Origin of the sequence: Pseudovibrio sp. Ad5 (assembly GCF_001623095.1) — a bacterium.
Taxonomy (GTDB): Bacteria; Pseudomonadota; Alphaproteobacteria; order Rhizobiales; family Stappiaceae; genus Pseudovibrio.
The window spans coordinates 475206-492210 of sequence record NZ_LMCH01000066.1 but is presented as its reverse complement, the minus strand read 5'-3'; the positions used below and the strand labels follow the sequence as shown (position 1 = coordinate 492210).

Genomic DNA, 17005 nt, shown 5'->3' with positions numbered 1-17005 from the left:
ATGGGACGAAAGGCCTTTAGGAAACTAATGAAATCTGGAGCGAAAACGGATAGAAATACCTCAGGAAATGAGTTGGCGGGCCTGATGGTGATCAAGCCTGCGCAAAAGGTGGTTTTAAAATGCTTTCAGACAAGCGCATTCTCCTCATCATCACAGGCGGTATTGCAGCCTATAAATCGCTGGATCTGATCCGCCGCCTGCAAGAGCGAGGCGCGAAAGTTCGGGCAATTCTGACCAACGGTGGCTCCCAGTTCATCACACCGCTTGCTGTTGGTGCGTTGACGGGCGACACAGTCTTCACCGAGCTGTTTGACAGAGAAGCCGAGCACGATGTCGGCCACATCCGCTTGTCGCGAGAGGCGGATCTTGTCGTCGTCGCCCCAGCCACCGCAAATATCATGGCAAAGATGGCACATGGACTGGCTGACGACCTGGCCTCCTGCGTATTGCTGGCCAATGACAAACCGGTCCTGATTGCTCCTGCTATGAACTCCAAAATGTGGAGCCACCCGGCCACCCAGCGCAACGTTGCTCAGTTGAAAGCGGATGGCCTGAATTTTGTTGGCCCCAATGCGGGTGAGATGGCGGAAAAAGGCGAAGCAGGCTATGGCCGCGTGTCCGAACCGCTGGAAATTGTTGCCGCGATTGAAGATCTCCTTTCTCCCAAAGAAAAGCCCTTGAAGGGCAAACGCATTGTCATCACTGCTGGCCCAACCCATGAGCCAATTGATCCAGTGCGTTACATCGCCAATCGATCCTCCGGCAAACAAGGCTATGCCATTGCAGAAGCCGCCGCGAAAGCTGGTGCGCAAGTGACACTTGTCTCAGGCCCAACAGTTCTGTCAGACCCGAAAGGTGTTGAGACAATTCGCGTAGAGTCTGCAAGCGCTATGCTGGCCGCAGTTGAATGTGCCTTACCAGCTGACATCGCGATCATGGCTGCAGCCGTAGCAGACTGGCGGGTTGCTCACGATAGCAACCAGAAAATCAAGAAAGACGGAACAGGCTTGCCGCCACCTCTGAGCCTTGTCGAAAATCCGGATATTTTGAAAACAGTAGGGCACTTGCAAGGCAAACGACCAAAACTAGTGGTTGGTTTTGCTGCCGAAACAAATGACTTGATCAACAACGCCCGCGGAAAGCTGGAGCGTAAAGGCGCTGATTTGATTGTAGCAAACGATGTCAGCCCAGAGAATAACGTCATGGGCGGCGACAACAACACCGTCCGTCTCGTGACCCATAACGGCGTGGAAGACTGGCCGAAGATGGGTAAGGACGAAGTCGCTCGCCAGCTCGTCAAAAAGATTGCAGAGTTGGCTTAACCCGCTCACCCAACAGTCTCGTTAGAAGGCCGGTAAGTTCGTACCGGCCTTTTGCTGTTTAGGCCGAAACCTGTTCGCTCTCGTGTTCTGCACTCAAAACCGGTTTACCGAGGATCATGTCTGAAGCCTTCTCGGCAATCATGATTGTCGGAGCATTCGTATTGCCTGAGATCAGCGAAGGCATCACAGAAGCATCAATCACACGCAGGCCTTCCAGCCCGTGTACTTTCAGGTCCGACCCGACGACCGACATTTCATCTGTGCCCATTTTGCAAGTGCCAACAGGATGATAGATCGTCTCCGCCCTCTCCCGCACTGCTTGCTTGATACTGCGCTCATCACGACCAAACTCGTAGAGCATGTCCTCCCGATAGTCTGAGAGCTCTGGCCCTTCCAGAATGTCCCGTGTCATGCGGATACCCTTCACCAACACATCCATATCTTCCGGATCTGTCAGATATTTCGGGTCAATACGCGGTGCATCCATCGGATTTGCTGAATTGAGCCCAACTTCCCCGGTTGATTTTGGACGCAAAACACAAACGTGACAGCCAAACCCGTATCCGCCATAGAGCTTCCGGCCATGGTCATCGATGATGGAGATGACGAAATGTAGTTGAATGTCAGGCCTGTCTAGTTCCGGGTTGGTCTTCAAAAAAGCCCCACCCTCTGCTGCCGGAGAAGCAATTATGCCAGAGCCGTCTTTCCGCCAGCGCAGTATTTCCTTGATCAGCTGAATGCCCGGCTTCAAGCCCAGTCCCAGCATATCCGTTTTATTAGAGCGGTAGCTGATGGTGTAATCCAGATGATCCTGCAGGTTCTTACCCACACCAGGCAGGTCATGCAGGACCGGAATGTTGTGTTTCGCCAGCTCATCCGCTGGCCCAATGCCAGAAAGCATAAGCAACTGCGGAGACTGGAAAGCGCCTGCTGAGACAATAACCTCACGACCTGCTTTCACCGTCGCAAGTTTGCCCTTCCGGCTGTATTCAACACCAACGGCTTTCTTATCTTCAAACAACACTCGAGTACTGCGTGCATGGGTAATCACAGTCAGATTGGAGCGATCCATAACTGGGTGAAGGTAGGCAGCAGCAGCCGAACAGCGCTCGCCTTTTTTATCATCCTCATGGAACTGCGTGACCTGATAAAGCCCAACGCCCTCTTGATCACCGCTGTTAAAGTCATTGTTGCGTTTAATCTGTCTGCCTTCAGCTGCAGCTAAAAAGGCATGCGATATTGGAAGAGGCGAACGTTGCTCGGAAACGTGTAAAGGCCCATCGGCCCCATGCATTCCGCTTTCACCGCGCTGATTACATTCAGATTTTTTGAAGTAGGGCAGCACATCATCAAAGGACCACCCTTCAGCACCCTGCTCCACCCAGCCATCATAATCCTGTTTTTGGCCGCGGATATAAAGTTGCGCATTGATTGCGCTGGAACCACCCAAAGCCTTGCCACGTGGATGGAATGTAGTTCTGTCGTTCAGCTCTGTTTGTGGAACCGAGTTAAAAGCCCAATTGTTGATGGCAAAGGGCTTTGCGGAAACCATCGCTGCAATACCAAGGGGTGCTCGTACCAAAACGGACTTTCCCTCACCACCAGCCTCAAGCAGGCAAACGGTTACTGAAGGGTCTTCTGTAAGTCGGGCTGCAAGCACACACCCTGCCGAGCCGCCTCCAACAATCACATAATCAAATTTCATTGCGCCCCTCCCCAGAAACACATCACACGCCCGAAAGCCCTCAACTCTCCCGGAAATGACACAGCAAAAATGTCTAACGCATTTTCCACTCACCCCAATACGGACAAGCTGTTTTATGTTTCAATGTTAGTGAGCCTTTCCCCAAACGGAAACCTGAACATTCTGGTGAGTATGTTATGCGCTAAACTTCTCTGAGGGCGTTCTTTGAAAATAACATTTGAACGCAGAGGCTTGCTGAGGTTCTTCCCCAGTTTATCCCCTGCGCAGGTTTCTCTGGTTCGGGTCAGTCAGATCGTGCAGTCTGTTCGCCGCAGCCTGCGCAAATCGCAAAATCACCGCTTTACGGGTTGCAGCAGAAAGCTTGTGTTCCGGTGCTTCGCGAATGATTTCTGCCATGTAGTCATCAGCCAGAATGAAGCCGGTTTCTTCTGGAAAAATCTCTTGCGGAACGTCTGCGCTGGTAGCGAAAAATAGCCGGTCGCAATAATCGCGATACTCATGCCATTTATTGTCTGCTTTGAAGTCCTCGATTGATGACTTGATCTCGATAATCCAAATCTCGGATTTCTTGCCAAGAACCACCAGATCAGCCCGACGGCCTGAGGCCAATGTGATTTCTGGCAGGCTCGTATGACCCAGCACTCGCAGATAGCGCTGCACCCCACGCTGGATTTTCAACGCACGCTCGGATTGACGACCATCGACCAGCGGATCATCCAGTTGAACGCGATTTGAGCCCTTCACAAATTCCATGAAACCGTTCCCACTTTGTTCTTAGTGATACTATCAAGCTGCCCTACAATTTCAATCCAAGATTAGATCAGGGCTTCACTGAGTTTCAGGTAAAACGAAATCCAGCTTTGCTGCCAACTGCAACATCCGTTCATCAATCGGAAACTGTGCTGCGCAGTTAGCAAGGGCTTCCCGAGCTTTTGTGTGCTCAAAGCAGCTTGAATACAACTCGGCTGCACCTATCAAAAAACTCTTGCGCCAACGCTTTGGTGTCGTCTTCAACACGGTATCACATTGCAAGGTTCTATCCCACTCCTGAAGCAGTTCAGCGCCCTCTTGAGGCTTTCCTTGCAACGCAAGATGTTCGGCCTTTAGCAACCCATAGCCCGGATTTGCAGAGAGTGCTCTCGATACATCTGGCAGATGCATCACTCTGCCTTCTGCGAGCGCTTGCCCCAGACGAACGAAACCCGCGCAGTCAGCAAGGCTTGGCGTGATAAGGAGACCTCGCGCCCTAAGCAGCTCAGCAACATCGCGCTGAAACGTCTTGATCAGCTGGCGAATAATGTTGAGAGAGTAGAGCTGATCATGCAACGCATGCGGCCCTGCAACCCCATAATAAAACCAGTTTGCACAATGCGGCAATCGCTGCGCGGCAAGGTATCCGTTCGTGTCAACCCAATCGAATAGCCCGAAGAAGAGGTGAACGGGATACTTCATACTCTCTGATAGAAGCGCCAGTAGATCTACTTTTTCATGAGCAGAAGGTGCCAGGTATGCAGCGCTCTGTGAGCCAACCACACCCAGCTCCAGCTCCGTTGAAAATGCATAAATCTCACCGTCCTGACGCCGCAGGCCGGTCACCAACGCCCCATAAGCCCCCATGGATGCGCCGTAATAGATGATGCGCTCCGGGTTCTCTTGCGCAATCGCTTCGTCAATCGCACAGTCAATGCCCTGTTGAGCACTAAGGTACCACTGCGATTGGATATCATTCAGAAAAACACAGGAATGCTGTGTCTTTGCAAACAAGCGCTCCAGCCCGAATTTACCAGAGGGTATCCGGACCTGAGAGAAAACAACCAGTAACACACCGCTGCGACCACCGGATTGGAACTTTACTTCCAATCCGTGAGATACACTCTGCACTGTCGTAAGACTCTGCATTGAGCGGAGGCTTAAGGCTTCTTGCGCTTGAGATAAACGCCACCACCGGAAGCAGGAGCTGAAGACGTGTCAGATGACTTGCTTGGCGACCGGCGTGGAGGTGCTTTTTTACCCGGCTTGGCAGAAGATTTGCCCTTTGGCTTTTGAGCGAACTTGCCGCCGCCCGGGCCTTTACGCTGCCCACCAAGCTTCTGTTTTTTGCCCGCCAATTGCGCACTGCTGCGCGCGCTTTTCGGCTCGCGATCTGATGGGAAGAAGGTGTATCCATCCATCTCGGGGATCTTCTTGCCGATCAGCTTTTGAACAGCACGCAGCATACCGCGATCTTCTGGCAAACAGAACGTAATCGCGTTTCCGCTCTTACCCGCACGCGCCGTACGGCCAATGCGGTGCACGTAGTTCTCAGTCGCATTCGGCATGTCAAAGTTGATCACATGCGAAATATCTGAAACGTCAATCCCGCGGGCTGCAACATCAGTCGCAACAAGGGTTTTCAGCTTACCGCCTTTGAACTTGTCCAGCGTCTTCTGGCGTTCTGCCTGGGACATGTCGCCATGAATAGCTTCTGCTGGCACACCGTCTGCGTTCAGCCGGGCAGCTAGTCGCGCACTGCCTTTTTTGGTGAGCGTAAACACAAGAGCGCGCTCGCACTCTTCCGTTTCAAGAAGCGTCTTCAGCAATGGATACTTGGCGTTATCTTCCAGATGCGCGATCTTCTGGATAACGGCTTCTACTGTTGTAGCTGGTGGCGCAGTGCTCACCTCAACAGGATCACTTAGGAAGCGACCAGCAAACTCACGAATTTCTGCAGGCATCGTTGCTGAGAACAGCAGAGTCTGCCGTTTTTCCGGCAGCAGATAAGCAATCTCTTCCAGTTCTGCGATAAAGCCGAGATCCAGCATTTGGTCCGCTTCATCGAGAACGAAAATCTCCAGCTCATCAAAGCTGACGCCGTTCTTGCGGTGCAAGTCGAGCAGTCGGCCAGGTGTCGCCACCAGTACATCCAGACCACGCTGCAAAGCACGGAACTGCGGAGGAAATGGCACACCGCCAACAACGCAGCTGGAGTACATTTTGGTGCGGCCTGAATAGGCCTTGATGTTCTTTGAAATCTGATCCGCCAGCTCGCGGGTTGGCGTCAGAATAAGGCTGCGCACGCTCTTCGGCGCTGCGCGATACCGGCTCTCAAGCAAGCGCTGAAGAAGCGGAACTGCGAAAGCTGCGGTTTTACCCGTTCCGGTCTGCGCAAGACCAAGCAGGTCCTTGCCATCCAGAATGTATGGAATAGCGTTTTCCTGAATAGGTGTTGGCTCGTCATAACCTTTAGATTTCAGGGCGATCTGAAATGGTTTTGCAACACCAAGTTTGTCGAAGTCGGTCAAAAGTGATCTTTCGAATGAGCAGAGTGTCCGAAGCCGGTTCTGCTGATTTCATCATGTGTTTTTTGCGCGGCCCGGAAAACTAAAAACCATTTTTCGATTTAGGATACGCACAAAACAAGCTTGAAGAAGTTTGCCTTCGAGAAATCCAGCACAAAAGCAGGCAGCTTCAATTAATTCTACTGGAATAGTCTCTGAGGCTCGGTTTGATCGGGCTATTAACATAGACCCGCCACATTATGCTAGAATTATTGCAGGAGAGCATAATATTCTGGTTGTCCCGACAAGAAAAGGACGACAAATTTGGTTAGAGCAGTCCAGCTACTTGCATGTTTCATGTTCTTCTTTATGTATGGGGACCAAGAATAATGACGCTGCTTTTATGGCCCACATCCTATAAATGGCCTGCTGCTAATAACATTAAAGATTAGGGTTCGAGCTTTGATTGATGCAAATTTTGAAGACTTAGAAGAAAACGCTGAGGAAGCTTCGCGGCTTCTTGCTAACATGGCGCATCCCAAGCGCTTGATGGTGTTGTGTCGACTGGTACAGAGCGAATGTACTGTAGGTGAACTTGCAGAAGCTGTTAATCTTAGTCAGTCCGCGCTGTCACAACACCTTGCCAAGATGCGTGCCAGCAATCTGGTTTCCACCCGTCGTAGCGCCCAGACAATCTATTATTCTCTGGCAAGTGCCGAAGTAGAATCCGTGTTGCAAACTCTCTACGGCCTGTATTGCGCTCCTCAGGAAAAAGCCTAGCAGGGCCTGCTTTAAGGCCCCGCAATTACCACAGAGCTACCATCCCACCTGCGCTTCTCTTCTGCATTTGGTAGCTGGTTGAACATGTGAAGATCCACCGGAATTTCATCTTCAGACTTCAGACCTGAAAACTCACCAAACAGACGGACGGTTTCTTCGTCCAGCGCACCGCCGATATACAGATTGGAAATCTCTCCGCTCACATCGGAGAGCTTGAACCGGGTTTCCCAGAGCCAGAACACCTGTCTGTGGTCCTGATCGCTTTCATAAACCATCGTCAGCGCAGGCAGAAAGCCTGCATTGGTGTGTGGTACCGGAGGCAGTTCGCCAGCAGGTGTCTCGCCTTTCAGGTATCCAGTCGCCGTTGGAACAGACCATTCCGGAGCCTTGCGCCAGCCCAGGTCTGTCAGTTGCTTTTCCAACTGTTCCGGCGTGCCGGACCATTGCAGTGTTATCGGCTCTTCCAGTTCACCCGTAATGGACACACGCTTGGCAGGCAGCAAACGCCAGTCCTGCAAGCGCCAGCTGGATTTTTGGATCACAACAGATTCACTGCGCGGCTCATAAGCCTCAGCAGTTGTCTTGTAATTTGTGCTGATGTGCCAGACGGAAGCAATCGCCAGTGCACTCAGCGAAATGATCGTCAGCGCAGTTCTGCCGACTTTCTCGTTGTGAATGTGCCCAAACACGAATGAGAAGAAGAAGACCGTACCGGAGCCAAACAAGAGACCAGCCAGCACGTCAGAAAGCCAGTGCGCGCCAAGATAAACTCGTGAGAACCCGATCAGGATCGCAAAGGTTGCCGCCACAGAATAGATGATCGTCTTGCTCAGACGCGAACGATCATGAGCCACCAAAACCGCAATGACCCCGATTAGAACCGTATTGATCGTCGCGTGCCCGGATGGAAATGAAAATGCGTCCGCTCCAGAGTACAGCTCAATTGGACGATCACGGCCAATCAACGCCTTGGTGATCACCACAAAGATTGAGGAGCTGACAATCGCGATGACAAAGCCTGTCGCTCTGCGCCATGCCTTCCGCCCAAACAAATAAAGCCCAACAGCCAGTGTCACGGTTGCAGTGACATGTCCATCGCCCATCATGGTGATCATAACCATGACCTTATCGATGATCGGTGTCCGGGCGATCTGGAAGAAGTTGCTGATCGCAAGATCAGCCCGCGCCATCGGCATTCCCGGCGCCACGGCACCTGTAAACCAAATGAAACCGGGCAGCGTCACAAGCAGGAAGAACGCAGAAACCAGCATCCCCACACTACGTGGGTTTTCAGGGTCATACGTCCGTGCAACCCATTGGCTGAAGCGATCTGGACGGCGGGCAAACCAATTGACTGTTGCCTGATGAGAACCACCAACGATTGGCAGAATAAACATGATCAGCCAGCGGATCAGGGCCACGGCAATCAAGAGAACCAGCAGCAAGCCACCAAGAATAATCGCCAGACGCGTATTGAACTCGCCAATAGCAAACAGAGCAGATCCAGCCATCACACCGGGTATCAGATGGATCGCGGCCCATGCGAAGGCTGATGTCACGTTGAAGAACGTAAAGCGGCCAAAACTCATGTCCGCCATACCAGCAATTCCGGGTACCACAGACTTCACACCCGGCACGAAACGGCCAATAAAGATGCTCTTACCGCCATGTTTGGCAAAATAGTCTTCACCGCGCTGCAGCCAATCCGGATACCGGCTTAATGGCCAGATGGTGCGCACTTTGTCTTTGTAAAAGTAGCCAAACCAATAGGAAAACGCGTCGCCGGTTACGGCGCCTGCGGTTGTCCATAAAAAGATGCTCAGAAAGGGCAGCTCGCCAAGGCCAATAAGCGTTCCGGCGCCCACAAGAACAACCGTGCTTGGAAACACCAGTCCAATCAGAAAGAGCGCTTCGCCCATTGCGACGATAAAACAGATAAGGCCAGCGAACGCTGGGTTTGCTGCAATGAAATCAACAATGTGGTTGAGGAATGTGGTGACGAAATCGACGTTCACTGAAAAGTCTCTAGCTCTTTCATAAATGACTTAGATCGCTGGGTGACTGCTTGAAATGTATACATAGTGCCAAGGTGACCAAAATAAGGTCTGCATTCTGTTACATTTATATGCAGGCATCTGGCGCTTTGAAAGGGAAATAACAAGCCCTAATCCCTTCAAAAAGCATAATAGTCCCACTAATCAGACCCATACGTTAATTCTGGTGACGAAAAACATCGTTTAGCTCTTTAAGCAATAATACAGAATGGCTATTCTTGGCTGCAAAGCCGAATGAGCAAAAATAACATTTTACGCCATGCCCCAGATGCGAAGGTCACTTGCATGTTTCAGTCTGCAAACATTCCTCAGACAGTCAGCAAAGAGCTGCTTCAAAAAAGACTGCCTGAACTCCGTGAGGAATTGTTGGAAGTTCAGCATAAGCTGAGAGAGAATAAAGCTTTTGCAACGATCATTTTGCTCGCTGGTGTAGACGGCTCGGGTAAAGGAGCGGCGATCTCCCGTTTGTATGAGTGGATGGACACCCGTTATCTGTTCTGCAACGCCTACCATGAAGAGCGCAGCGAGTCTGAAAGCGCCCGGCCAAACTACTGGCGCTACTGGCGTGATCTGCCTGCACGGGGCGAAACCTCCATTGTGTTTGGCTCCTGGTATCAGGAACCTTTGCGTGATGCCGTTATGGGCAAGATTGATGACGCAGAGCTGGAGCGCCAGCTGTCAGCCATCAACCGCTTTGAAAAAATGCTGGCCTACGAGAACATTCTCCTTCTCAAGTTCTGGTTCACTCTTCCAAAGGCTGAGCAGCAGGAGCGCCTGCATGATATCGAAGTCAAAGGCAAAAAAGGCCGCAACTTCATTGAGGAATGGTCTGGCTCAGAGCACTATCGCGCCGCGCAGACGGCTGGCGAAAAGGCATCCCTGCAAACCAGCACCGGCTATGCCCCTTGGTTTGTAATTCCCTCTCAGGATCCGGATGTTCGCGATCTCGCGCTGGCCGAAACCATCGCACAATCCATGAAGAAGAAGCTGGAAAGCGGCAACGGCAATCCGGTTTCAGCTCCGGCTGTGGTCACGACCCTGTCGCAGGCCAACGCTGTGGATGCGATAGACCTGACGACGACCATCTCCAAAGAAGACTACAAGGCAGAGCTTGAAGAGCTTCAGGACAAGATGGCGTACCTGACAGACCGCAAGCGTTTCAAAAAGTTCGGTTTAATCTCCGTCTTCCAGGGCAACGATGCTGCTGGCAAGGGTGGTTCAATCCGCCGCCTCACCCGCTCCATGGACCCGCGAAACTACAAGGTGCACCCAATCGCAGCCCCTTCCGTCGAAGAAAAGCTGCACCCGTACCTCTGGCGTTTCTGGCGCCGCCTGCCGAAAAAGGGCCACAGCGCCATCTTTGATCGCTCCTGGTACGAGCGGGTTCTTGTTGAGCGCGTCGAAGGCTTCTGTTCTGAGGCCGACTGGATGCGCGCTTACAACGAAATCAACGCCTTCGAAAAAGAGCTGACAGATTCCGGCTTCGTCCTTTGCAAGTTCTGGCTCGCGATCTCAGAAGAAGAGCAACTGCGACGCTTCAAAGCCCGTGAAGAAACCGCCTACAAAAACTACAAAATCACCGAGGAAGACTGGCGCAATCGCCTCAAATGGAATGAGTACGCCATCGCAGCGGGTGACATGGTGGACCGCACCTCCACCCGTTACGCCCCATGGACGCTAATTTCTTCCGAAGACAAGCGTTACGCTCGCATTCAGGTGCTTCGAACCACGGTCAATGCTCTCGAAAAGGCAATGAAGAAGAAGGACAAGGAGAGCTAACTCAGCTCCCTTCGTCTGCAAAAAACTCCGCAACAGCTCCTGTCACACTTCGTTTTGTGACAGGACTTCTGCAGAAACCAGATCAACTTCCTGGCCACCTCGCCAGATATTGATCACGGCTTCAATCTTCAGCGACTTCTTAACGCCGTCATATTCAGCAACCTGCTGCTGTTGTTCTTCGAAGAATGGTCCATCGAAGTCCATTGAGATGTCCTTCTCCATGTAGGCCTCAATGCGCAGATCATCTGGCCCCGGCTTGCTGATATCAAACCGCATATCCTGATTGTTGGACATACACATCACCGCATCAGAAAGCAGCGGAAACAGCCCTTGATGGCAAACTGCAAAGATGGCGGCACGTTCCTGCGAAGAAAACTGATCAAAGAAGCTCATGTCTTCAATCGGTTTTGAATCGAACGTAAAAGTGCGTTCCTGCCTGCGGTCAAAGTCTTTTTGAAACTGCAATCCCTGCTGTTCAGGGGTCTTGATCCCCTCCATCATGATGTCGTTTTTCAGGTTAGCTTCCACGCGGTCTTCATCAGGACTGCGCACATCAAATTCCAGCTTGAAATCCAAAACGCTGTAGCTGCGATAATGGGAACTGTCATAGACTTTGAAATTGTCCTGATAGTTCGCACCAGCCAGTTCGCGCAGTTGCTCAAATGCTTTGACCTTGTTTTGGTCCGTCACACCCGGCGAGTACAGATCAAACGCCAGTTTCTTCGCTGTTACGCGGTCCGTCCCGCAAAACCAGTCAACAATCTTGTCCCAGAGCCGTGTTGCCGGATTCCCAACATGGTCTCTGTCCGAGGCTCCCTTGATGTTCTCAAGATCCCCCGCTGAGATGTGCGGATTAATTTGCGGTGTGCTCAAAGCAACTGAAGATGACATGTTCCACCCTCCTGAACGCGGTCAACTGGTCATGCAGGGCTTTATAAGCCTGACACCAAGATTGTGCAGGAGGTTACAGAGTTGCGCTGTTCTGAATGGCACTGGAACAACAAAAACATGCACTAAAAGCACCGCATGGCAGCCCATGCAGTGTTGAAGCTAAGGTTCCCAAACTTGGGATGAGCAAGGCGAGCAGGCAGTGCCTGCGCTACTTGTTTAAATATGAGTCTTCGGCAGTGGCTGCTCGCCTCGCCCGGGCTTTCTTGTAATGAACAACGTCGCCTCTTTGCCTGTAAGGCACGATAGCCGGTTTCCCGGAAAGACAATGGCTTATCCAATCAGGTTTCCCTAATCGAACAGTTCCTCCGTCTTTGACAAACGCATCTGTAAAAGCAGGTTTTACTGCCGGTACATTTGCACTTGTCGCCGCGTGATACCCTACAAACTTGGGCCCTTCCCCTCAAACCATGCGGTCACGTTTGAAGTTCGGTTCACCGGACCACCAGAAAGATGCGTTACCTCTTCTGATAGCCCCACCCAACCCACGCCTCACTGACGGACGGTCCGCCAGCAGCCCGTTGCGTGGGCATGTTTCTCAGAGTATGGGAGAAAACTGGGAGGGGAATAAGTTTTAGGGATCACTCGGTTTTGCTCAGAGAGACTGTTTAGGCATTAAGGCCTTTCATGCCCTCAGGCGTGTACCGCTCACCCACAACAGGTATGCGAGCAATCTCAGCGTCCAGCGCAAGCCCCTCTTCAGCGGTCAACTCAATCTCAGGTGCTGCAGCGTTCTCTTCCAGATACTTTAGTCTCTTCGTACCTGGAATTGGCACGATATCGTTTCCCTTTGCCAGCAACCAGGCAAGGGAGAGCTGTGCAGGTGTGCATTTCTTCTGGTGTGCGGCCGCTGTAATCACTTTCGCGATACCCTCGTTGATGAGTAAGGCCTCTTTGGAAAATCTAGGCAGATTGGCGCGAAAATCGCCCTCTTCAAACTCCGTTTTCGAGTTGAAACTGCCCGTCAAAAAACCTCGTCCCAGCGGGGAATAAGGGACAAATCCAATACCAAGCTCACGACACGCAGGCAGGATTGCGCTTTCGACATCACGGGACCACAGCGAGTATTCTGTCTGCACAGCTGCAATTGGATGAACCGCATGAGCCCGGAGCAGCGTGCTCTCGTTGATCTCACAAAGCCCGATATTGCCAATCTTACCCTCCTCAACCAACCGCGAAAGCTCGCCCATGACATCCTCAACGGGTTGCTCTGGGTTAACGCGATGGACGTAGTAAAGATCAATGTAATCAAGCCCCAAACGCTTCAAAGAGGCCTCACAAGCTTGCCGCGCATATTGCCGACTATTCTCGATTGTCCGCTTGTATTCGCCGGGTTTCCGATTGATGCCGAACTTCGTCGCGATTTTGAGAGGCGCTTTCGTTTCCTTCAAAAAACGGCCAATCAACTCCTCATTGTGGTGGGGGCCGTACATGTCAGCCGTATCGAAGAAATCTATGCCCAGTTCAACGGCTCGTGCCATCACACCCAAGGACACACTATCATCGTGTGAGCCATAAAACTCACTCATCCCCATGCAGCCCAGACCAAGCGCTGAGACGTTAAGTTTAGATCCAAGTTGGCGAGTTTTCATCAGAAGCTTCCTTGTGTTGCTGCTGAATACTTGCCATGTTTCAAAAATGGAAAATACGAGTAGAAATGGAAAGCTGATTTCCGAATTTGGAAATGAAGTTCTGCGCGACCTTGTATGGGATGACACCAAAGCCTTTCTGGCTGTCGCCAGAACAGGAACACTCAGCGCGGCTGCTCAACACCTGCATATCGGTGTCGCGACGCTGTCGAGAAAGATTGATCGTCTCGAAGAAACGCTGAAAATCCCTTTGTTCGTCAGGCACCAGTCCGGCTATCAGCTCACGGAGGATGGCCGTGAGCTGCTGGCAAAAGCAGAAGCGCTGGAAGCCGCAGCCGCAGCATTTTCCTCCGGCGCAAAGGCTCAGGCAGGCATTTCCGGAAAACTACGCCTCGCCACAGCAGAAAATCTCGCCACTCACCTGATTTTGCCTGCACTGCCCGAGCTGCGCACCAGCTATCCGGACCTGCATATCGAAATTCTAACCGACGTAAGCTCAGTGAACCTGCACCGCCGTGATGCAGACCTCGCCATACGGATGGTGAAACCGGAAAGCGGCAACGTCACGCTTCGTCGCTTGGGAACGCTCGGCTTCGGCCTTTATGCAAGCAAAGAATACCTGCTCAAGCGAACAGAACTCGAAAAGCCTGCAGGTTATGAGGACGACGACTGCATATCCTGGAGTGAGGCGCAGGCTCACCTTGCCGCAGCACAATGGATTCGACGCGCTTTAAAAGGCCGTGAACCCGCAGTTTTAACCTCATCACTCGCCACGCAAGTGGTCGCCGCCAAAGCCGGGCTCGGTCTGGCGGTTCTCCCTCACTTCCTTGCAGCAGAAGCCGGGCTTGTCTGCGTGGAAGCCAACATCGGCGTTGATCAACAAATCTATCTGGTCATGCACTCTGACCTCGCCCATTCCCCCCGAATGCGCGTCATGGCAGACTTCCTCGCCGACCTGATCATCAAAAACCGAGCCAGATTAAGCGGCCCACCTCAGTAGGCCGCTCTTCTTAAACCACATTCCGCTCAATCAGCGGATTGTTCGCGGTCAGGCGCTCAACACCAAGCTCGGAAAGGTCCAGCGTCTCATAGCGTCCTGTTACGATATGTTCGGCAAGACCGCGTCCCACCGCAGGGCTTTGCTGAAGGCCGTGACCGGAAAAGCCCAGCGCGATGTAAAAGTCTTCAATGCCAGGCACCGGACCGGTAAATGCGTTGTGATCGAACAGGTTCACATCATAGTGCCCTGCCCAAGCCGCACCGGGTTTGATGGCCTCAAATGCAGGAATCCGATTGGCGAGTGTTGGCCAAAGGTGTTCCTCAAAGAAGGAATAATCGACATCATAGTCGAAGGAATCCAGGTCTTGCTCTTCATCTGGTGAGCTGCCGCAGATAAAGCCTGTCCCTTCAGGGCGTACATAGGTTCCATTTGGATCAACCAGCAACGGCAGACCCGGAACCTCATCGCGGCATTCAAAGGTGAAAATCATGCGCTTTTTGGAGTGCACCGGAGCATCAAAGCCAGCTTCCATGCAAATCTGAGTGCCACCTGACGCCCCTGCTGCATTCACCACAACACCAGCTTCCACCTGCTCTCCATTGGAGAGTGTCAAAATCCAGCTGCCGCCCATGATCTTTTCAAGGTGAACCACTTGATACGGCTCATAAGGCACGTTCAGCGAGCGCGCTTTGCGGCGAAACGCCTGCATCAGGCCATAGCCGTCAAACCAGCCTTCGCCAGAAAGACCGTGACAGCCAGCAGAAAGATCAGAGACATTGAGCCACGGAAATTTGGCTTTCAGCGCATCAGAATCCAAAAACCCAATATCCGCACCCATCTTCTGTTGAAGCGCGTGGTTCTCTTCCAAAATGCTGCGCTTGTCTGGCGTTGCGAGAAATAGATAACCGCCCTCAACCAGATCAATGCGTGGCTGTTCGCCGTCAACTTCCAGAAGACTGCCAATATCGCGCAGGAAATCGATGCCGTAGAGCGAAATGTCGATGTTCACGGCAGAGGAGAACTGTTGGCGAATAGAAGCGGCAGAAAGCGCCGAAGCGCAATGTTGGTAAGACGGGTCTTTCTCAAAGACCGCAATGCTACCCTTGAAGTCGTCGCGTTGTGCAAGATGGTACGCCACCGATGACCCGATGACAGCCCCCCCAATAATAGCAACATCCACTGAAGCTATCGCCATAGTCACACCTGAATACTGAGAAATGAAAAAGATAAGAACCGACGCCCGAAACAATTAGGCGGGTATTTGCGAGCGCCGGTCTAAAAGGGAGGCGAAACGCCTCCCAAGAGCATCATGCGTAATCTCAAAAAAAGGCCTCCCAGCACTTTCACGAGATTACGATGCTGATCAGGGCTTAAAAGAAAGCCTGAAGGCCAGTCTGCGCACGACCCAGAATAAGGGCGTGAACGTCATGTGTACCTTCATAAGTGTTGACGGTCTCAAGGTTTTGAGCATGGCGCATCACCATAAACTCCTCAGAGATGCCGTTACCACCGTGCATGTCACGTGCCTGACGCGCAATATCCAGCGCCTTGCCGCAGTTGTTGCGCTTCACAATGGAAATCATCTCAGGAGCAACGCGGCCTTCGTCAAACAGACGACCAACACGCAGGGAAGCCTGAAGACCGAGGGTAATCTCGGTCTGCATGTCTGCCAGCTTCTTCTGGAACAGCTGTGTCTGTGCCAGAGGACGGTTGAACTGCTTGCGGTCCATGCCGTACTGGCGAGCACGCATCCAGCAATCTTCCGCAGCGCCCAGCGCACCCCAGGAGATGCCATAGCGAGCGCGGTTCAGACAGCCGAACGGACCTTTCAGGCCAGAAACGTTAGGCAGCAGCGCATCTTCACCCACTTCAACGTTGTCCATCACGATTTCACCGGTGATGGAAGCACGCAGAGACAGCTTGCCTTCGATCTTAGGGGCGGAAAGACCTTCCATACCCTTTTCAAGAACGAAACCGCGGATCTGGTTGTCATGCGCTTCAGACTTCGCCCAAACCACAAACACGTCTGCGATTGGGGAATTGGAAATCCACATCTTGGAACCAGTGATGCGGTATCCGCTCTCGGTCTTCACAGCGCGGGTGCGCATGCCAGCTGGGTCAGACCCTGCATCCGGCTCGGTCAGACCAAAACAGCCAACGTATTCGCCAGAAGCAAGCTTCGGCAGATACTTCATGCGCTGCTCTTCAGAGCCGTAGGCGTAGATTGGGTACATCACCAAGGAGGACTGCACACTCATCATGGAGCGGTAGCCACTGTCCACACGCTCAACTTCGCGGGCAACAAGGCCGTAGGCCACGTAAGACGCACCTGAACCACCGTATTGCTCTGGAAGGGTCACGCCAAGCAGACCCTGTTCCCCCATCTCGTTAAAGATGGAGCGATCAGTCTTCTCTTCGCGGTAGGCTTCCATCACACGTGGCAGAAGCTTTTCCTGAGCGTAGGCACGCGCGCTTTCCATGATGAGGACTTCGTCTTCATTCAACTGGTCGCGCATGAGGAACGGGTCTTCCCAATTAAAGACGCCTCCGCCGGTTGGATCACTACTCATG

Annotated in this window: 13 protein-coding genes; 4 read left to right on the top strand and 9 right to left on the bottom strand. The window is 52.3% G+C overall.

Annotation, left to right across the window (positions count from 1 at the left end):
* Window positions 1-119: 119 nt before the first annotated feature.
* Complete coding sequence (gene coaBC / locus PsAD5_RS27335) at window positions 120-1322, top strand: bifunctional phosphopantothenoylcysteine decarboxylase/phosphopantothenate--cysteine ligase CoaBC (RefSeq protein WP_063294357.1); 1203 nt, start codon at window positions 120-122, stop codon at window positions 1320-1322.
* Between the two features lie 58 nt (window positions 1323-1380).
* On the opposite strand, the gene PsAD5_RS27330 is transcribed toward coaBC, so the two are convergent.
* From PsAD5_RS27330 to PsAD5_RS27315, 4 genes are all read right to left on the bottom strand, one after another.
* Complete coding sequence (locus tag PsAD5_RS27330) at window positions 1381-3027, bottom strand: GMC family oxidoreductase (RefSeq protein WP_063294356.1); 1647 nt, start codon at window positions 3025-3027, stop codon at window positions 1381-1383.
* A 252-nt stretch (window positions 3028-3279) separates the two neighbouring features.
* Complete coding sequence (locus PsAD5_RS27325; protein WP_057463151.1) at window positions 3280-3780, bottom strand: MmcB family DNA repair protein; 501 nt, start codon at window positions 3778-3780, stop codon at window positions 3280-3282.
* A 75-nt stretch (window positions 3781-3855) separates the two neighbouring features.
* On the bottom strand, window positions 3856-4908 hold the full coding sequence (locus PsAD5_RS27320; RefSeq protein ID WP_208988859.1) for a hypothetical protein: 1053 nt from the start codon (window positions 4906-4908) through the stop codon (window positions 3856-3858).
* Between the two features lie 29 nt (window positions 4909-4937).
* The gene (locus tag PsAD5_RS27315; protein WP_063294354.1) at window positions 4938-6308 is read right to left on the bottom strand and encodes a DEAD/DEAH box helicase; all 1371 of its coding nucleotides are present in this window, start codon (window positions 6306-6308) and stop codon (window positions 4938-4940) included.
* 438 nt (window positions 6309-6746) lie between these two features.
* Here PsAD5_RS27315 and PsAD5_RS27310 point away from each other — a divergent pair, with 438 nt between their 5' ends.
* Window positions 6747-7064: an ArsR/SmtB family transcription factor gene (locus tag PsAD5_RS27310; protein WP_057463148.1), complete on the top strand. Its 318-nt coding sequence runs from the start codon at window positions 6747-6749 to the stop codon at window positions 7062-7064.
* An 11-nt stretch (window positions 7065-7075) separates the two neighbouring features.
* On the opposite strand, the gene PsAD5_RS27305 is transcribed toward PsAD5_RS27310, so the two are convergent.
* Window positions 7076-9079 carry a bifunctional DedA family/phosphatase PAP2 family protein gene (locus tag PsAD5_RS27305; RefSeq protein ID WP_057463147.1) on the bottom strand — a complete coding sequence of 668 codons (2004 nt, stop codon included), beginning with the start codon at window positions 9077-9079 and terminating at the stop codon, window positions 7076-7078.
* 324 nt (window positions 9080-9403) lie between these two features.
* Between PsAD5_RS27305 and pap the strand changes: the two genes are divergently transcribed.
* Complete coding sequence (gene pap, locus PsAD5_RS27300; protein WP_063294407.1) at window positions 9404-10897, top strand: polyphosphate:AMP phosphotransferase; 1494 nt, start codon at window positions 9404-9406, stop codon at window positions 10895-10897.
* 42 nt (window positions 10898-10939) lie between these two features.
* Here the strand turns inward: pap and PsAD5_RS27295 are convergent, their stop codons facing one another.
* Window positions 10940-11788 (bottom strand): hypothetical protein, encoded by an 849-nt coding sequence (locus PsAD5_RS27295; RefSeq protein ID WP_063294353.1) that lies wholly within the window; start codon window positions 11786-11788, stop codon window positions 10940-10942.
* 665 nt (window positions 11789-12453) lie between these two features.
* Entirely contained in the window at window positions 12454-13437 is a 984-nt protein-coding gene (locus tag PsAD5_RS27290; RefSeq protein WP_063294352.1) for an aldo/keto reductase, read from the bottom strand.
* Window positions 13438-13483: 46 nt separating this feature from the next.
* On the opposite strand from PsAD5_RS27290, the gene PsAD5_RS27285 reads away from it, so the two are divergent.
* Window positions 13484-14434 carry a LysR family transcriptional regulator gene (locus PsAD5_RS27285; protein ID WP_063294406.1) on the top strand — a complete coding sequence of 317 codons (951 nt, stop codon included), beginning with the start codon at window positions 13484-13486 and terminating at the stop codon, window positions 14432-14434.
* Window positions 14435-14444: 10 nt separating this feature from the next.
* On the opposite strand, the gene PsAD5_RS27280 is transcribed toward PsAD5_RS27285, so the two are convergent.
* Together PsAD5_RS27280 and PsAD5_RS27275 are read right to left on the bottom strand one after the other, a co-directional pair.
* Window positions 14445-15629 (bottom strand): NAD(P)/FAD-dependent oxidoreductase, encoded by a 1185-nt coding sequence (locus tag PsAD5_RS27280; protein ID WP_063294351.1) that lies wholly within the window; start codon window positions 15627-15629, stop codon window positions 14445-14447.
* A 175-nt stretch (window positions 15630-15804) separates the two neighbouring features.
* Window positions 15805-17004: an acyl-CoA dehydrogenase gene (locus PsAD5_RS27275; protein WP_057463143.1), complete on the bottom strand. Its 1200-nt coding sequence runs from the start codon at window positions 17002-17004 to the stop codon at window positions 15805-15807.
* Between the last annotated feature and the right edge of the window lies 1 nt (window position 17005).

Bases quoted from the DNA above. Each gene is read 5' to 3' on its own strand.
- PsAD5_RS27330 (WP_063294356.1), bottom strand. From the start codon at position 3,027: ATGAAATTTGATTATGTGATTGTTGGAGGCGGCTCGGCAGGGTGTGTG.
- PsAD5_RS27285 (WP_063294406.1), top strand. From the start codon at position 13,484: ATGGAAAATACGAGTAGAAATGGAAAGCTGATTTCCGAATTTGGAAAT.
- PsAD5_RS27290 (WP_063294352.1), bottom strand. From the start codon at position 13,437: ATGAAAACTCGCCAACTTGGATCTAAACTTAACGTCTCAGCGCTTGGT.
- coaBC (WP_063294357.1), top strand. From the start codon at position 120: ATGCTTTCAGACAAGCGCATTCTCCTCATCATCACAGGCGGTATTGCA.
- PsAD5_RS27275 (WP_057463143.1), bottom strand. From the start codon at position 17,004: ATGAGTAGTGATCCAACCGGCGGAGGCGTCTTTAATTGGGAAGACCCG.
- PsAD5_RS27295 (WP_063294353.1), bottom strand. From the start codon at position 11,788: ATGTCATCTTCAGTTGCTTTGAGCACACCGCAAATTAATCCGCACATC.
- PsAD5_RS27325 (WP_057463151.1), bottom strand. From the start codon at position 3,780: ATGGAATTTGTGAAGGGCTCAAATCGCGTTCAACTGGATGATCCGCTG.
- PsAD5_RS27280 (WP_063294351.1), bottom strand. From the start codon at position 15,629: ATGGCGATAGCTTCAGTGGATGTTGCTATTATTGGGGGGGCTGTCATC.
- pap (WP_063294407.1), top strand. From the start codon at position 9,404: ATGTTTCAGTCTGCAAACATTCCTCAGACAGTCAGCAAAGAGCTGCTT.